Below are 2477 nucleotides of genomic sequence, written 5' to 3' on the forward strand. Positions count from 1 at the left end.
GGTAAACGGTGTCGCCACCCCACATTGCCGACGGGATCAGCCATTGCGAGTTGATACGCATCCAAAGAAAAGGAGTGCGTTTCGCAATGTTCGCAAAGAGTTCGTTCCTCACGGCGCTTGGTGTTGAAGTCTTCGCCTCGGGGCAGAGGCGCTGGCCGGATCATGTGAAGGCGCAGGCGGTGGCCGAGACCCTGGAGCCTGGGGCGACGGTGTCAGGTGTCGCCGCGCGCTACGAGATCATGCCGAGCCAGCTGACGGCGTGGCGGCGGCTGGCCAAGGATGGCAAGCTCGTGCTGCCTGCGGTCGAGATCGATGAGCCGGTTTTCGCACCTCTGGTCGTCCGGGATGAGACCACGACGGCCCCCGAGCCCGAGCGGCACCGCGCCGAGGCGCCAGTTAGGGTTGTCCGGGGTTCGGTCATCATCGAGCTCGCACAGGATGCGCCCGCGGCCCGGATTGCCGAGATAGTCCACGCGCTGGAGGCGCATCCATGTTGATGCCCTCGCAGGGCGTGCGGATCCTGGTGGCGACACAGCCGGTGGACTTCCGGAAAGGCCATGACGGTCTCGCAGCGCTGGTCCAGTCGACGCTGGCCGAGGACCCATTTACCGGCACCGTCTTCGTCTTCCGCTCGAAGCGGGCCGACCGGTTGAAGATCCTGTTCTGGGACGGCAGTGGGCTCGTGATGGCCTACAAGCGGCTGGAAGAAAGCACCTTCACCTGGCCGGCGATCCGCGACGGGGCCATGACCCTGAACCGCGCGCAATTCGAGGCCCTGTTTGCCGGCCTGGACTGGCGCCGGGTGCGGTCACTGGAGGTGCGTCGGCCGGCTGTGGCAGAGTGACTCGCCCCGACGAATGACGGGGCATCGGCGCATTTGGCGCGGTATGATCTGCGCATGTCCAGCGCCCCACCCATCGATCTGTCCGCGATCCCCGAAAGCCAGCGCGCCGCCGTGCTGGCGGTGCTGCAGGAGCGTGACGCGCTGAAGGACGCGAACCGGCGGCTCGAGCATCTCGTGGCCGAGCTGAACCATGTCGTGCATGGCAAGCGGTCCGAGAAGCTGAGCGATGATGACCGACAGCTGGCCTTCGAGGACCTGGAAACCGCCGTCGCCGAGGTCGAGACCCGCAAGGAGCAGGTTGCGCCGTCGACGGCCACGCCGCGCCCGGCACGGCGTCGCAACCTGGGCCATCTGCCTGCCGAGTTGCCGCGCATCGAGCGTGTCCTGGAACCCGCAAGCCTCGATTGTCCATGTGGCTGCGGCCGGATGCACCGGATCGGCGAGGACCGCACCGAGCGCCTCGACATCATCCCGGCGCAACTCCGGGTCCTGGTCGACACCCGGCCGAAGTATGCCTGCCTTGTCTGTTCGGACGGGGTCACCCAGGCGCCAGCAGCACCTTGGCTGATCGAAGGTGGGCTACCGACCGAGGGCGCCATCGCGCATGTCCTGATGTCCAAGTTCGCGGACCACCTGCCGTTCTACCGCCAAAGCCAGATCCTGGCGCGCTCCGGCATCCAGATCGACCGCAGCACCCTGGCGGACTGGGCCGGCACAGCAGCCTTCCATCTCGGCCCCGTGGTCGACAGGCTGACCGAGCATCTCAAGTCGTCCGGCAAGCTGTTCATGGACGAGACCACCGCCCCGGTCCTCGACCCAGGCCGTGGCCGAACCAAGACCGGCTACCTCTGGGCGCTTGCCCGGGATGACCGCGGATGGGGCGGAGAGGACCCGCCCGGCGTGGTCTTCACCTACCATCCCAGCCGCGCAGGGGCGCATGCAGAGCAGATCCTGCAGGGCTTCGACGGAATCCTGCAGCTTGATGGCTATACCGGTTACGATCGGTTGACGCGCCCCTCCCGCAAGGGCGGCGCGCCGATCACGGTTGCCCACTGCTGGGCACACGCTCGCCGCAAGCTGAAGGAAGTCTTCGACCGCGACGGCTCCGAGATTGCGGCCGAGGGACTGCGCCGGATTGCCGAGTTCTATCGCATCGAAGCCGAGATCCGCGGTATGGGCCCCGGCCAGCGTCTGTCTGCCCGACAGGCCCGCAGCGCGCCCCTCGTGGCCGCGTTCGGCGATTGGCTGCAGGCGCAACGTCTTCGCGTCTCCGCAAAATCCCGGCTCGGCGAGAAGCTGACCTACATCCATCGCCACTGGCCCGGCCTGCAGACCTTCCTCCACGATGGCCGCGTCGAGATCGACTCCAACGCCGTCGAGAACCTGATCCGACCGATCGCGTTGACGAGAAAGAATGCCCTCTTCGCCGGCCACGATGAGGGCGGCCGCACATGGGCTCGCGCCGCCTCCCTGATCGCCACCGCAAAGATCAACGGCGTCGAGCCTTTCGCCTACCTGAAGGCGACCCTCGAGGCCATCGCCGCCGGTCACCCGGCCAGCAGGATCGACGAGCTCCTGCCCTGGAACTTCAACCCGGCAAGCTGATCCCGCGTGGGGCGCAGACAGCGCTTAC

General features: G+C 67.1%; 3 protein-coding genes. All 3 read left to right on the forward strand.

Features of this window, described 5'->3' with window-relative positions; translation table 11 throughout:
* The first annotated feature begins 86 nt into the window (after positions 1 to 86).
* From tnpA to tnpC, 3 genes are read left to right on the forward strand one after another with little or no spacing between them, the layout of a single operon-like run.
* Positions 87 to 497: an IS66-like element accessory protein TnpA gene (tnpA, locus tag MF270_RS28320; protein WP_076695206.1), complete on the forward strand. Its 411-nt coding sequence runs from the start codon at positions 87 to 89 to the stop codon at positions 495 to 497.
* Positions 491 to 844, forward strand: coding sequence for an IS66 family insertion sequence element accessory protein TnpB (gene tnpB, locus MF270_RS28060; RefSeq protein ID WP_076695208.1), 354 nt, complete (start codon positions 491 to 493; stop codon positions 842 to 844). Before tnpA ends, tnpB begins: the two co-directional genes overlap by 7 nt.
* Before the next feature lie 54 nt (positions 845 to 898).
* Positions 899 to 2449, forward strand: coding sequence for an IS66 family transposase (gene tnpC, locus MF270_RS28065; RefSeq protein ID WP_076695246.1), 1551 nt, complete (start codon positions 899 to 901; stop codon positions 2447 to 2449).
* Positions 2450 to 2477: the final 28 nt, after the last annotated feature.

The sequence above is a fragment of the Mesobacterium pallidum genome (assembly GCF_019966535.1).
GTDB lineage: Bacteria > Pseudomonadota > Alphaproteobacteria > Rhodobacterales > Rhodobacteraceae > Mesobacterium > Mesobacterium pallidum.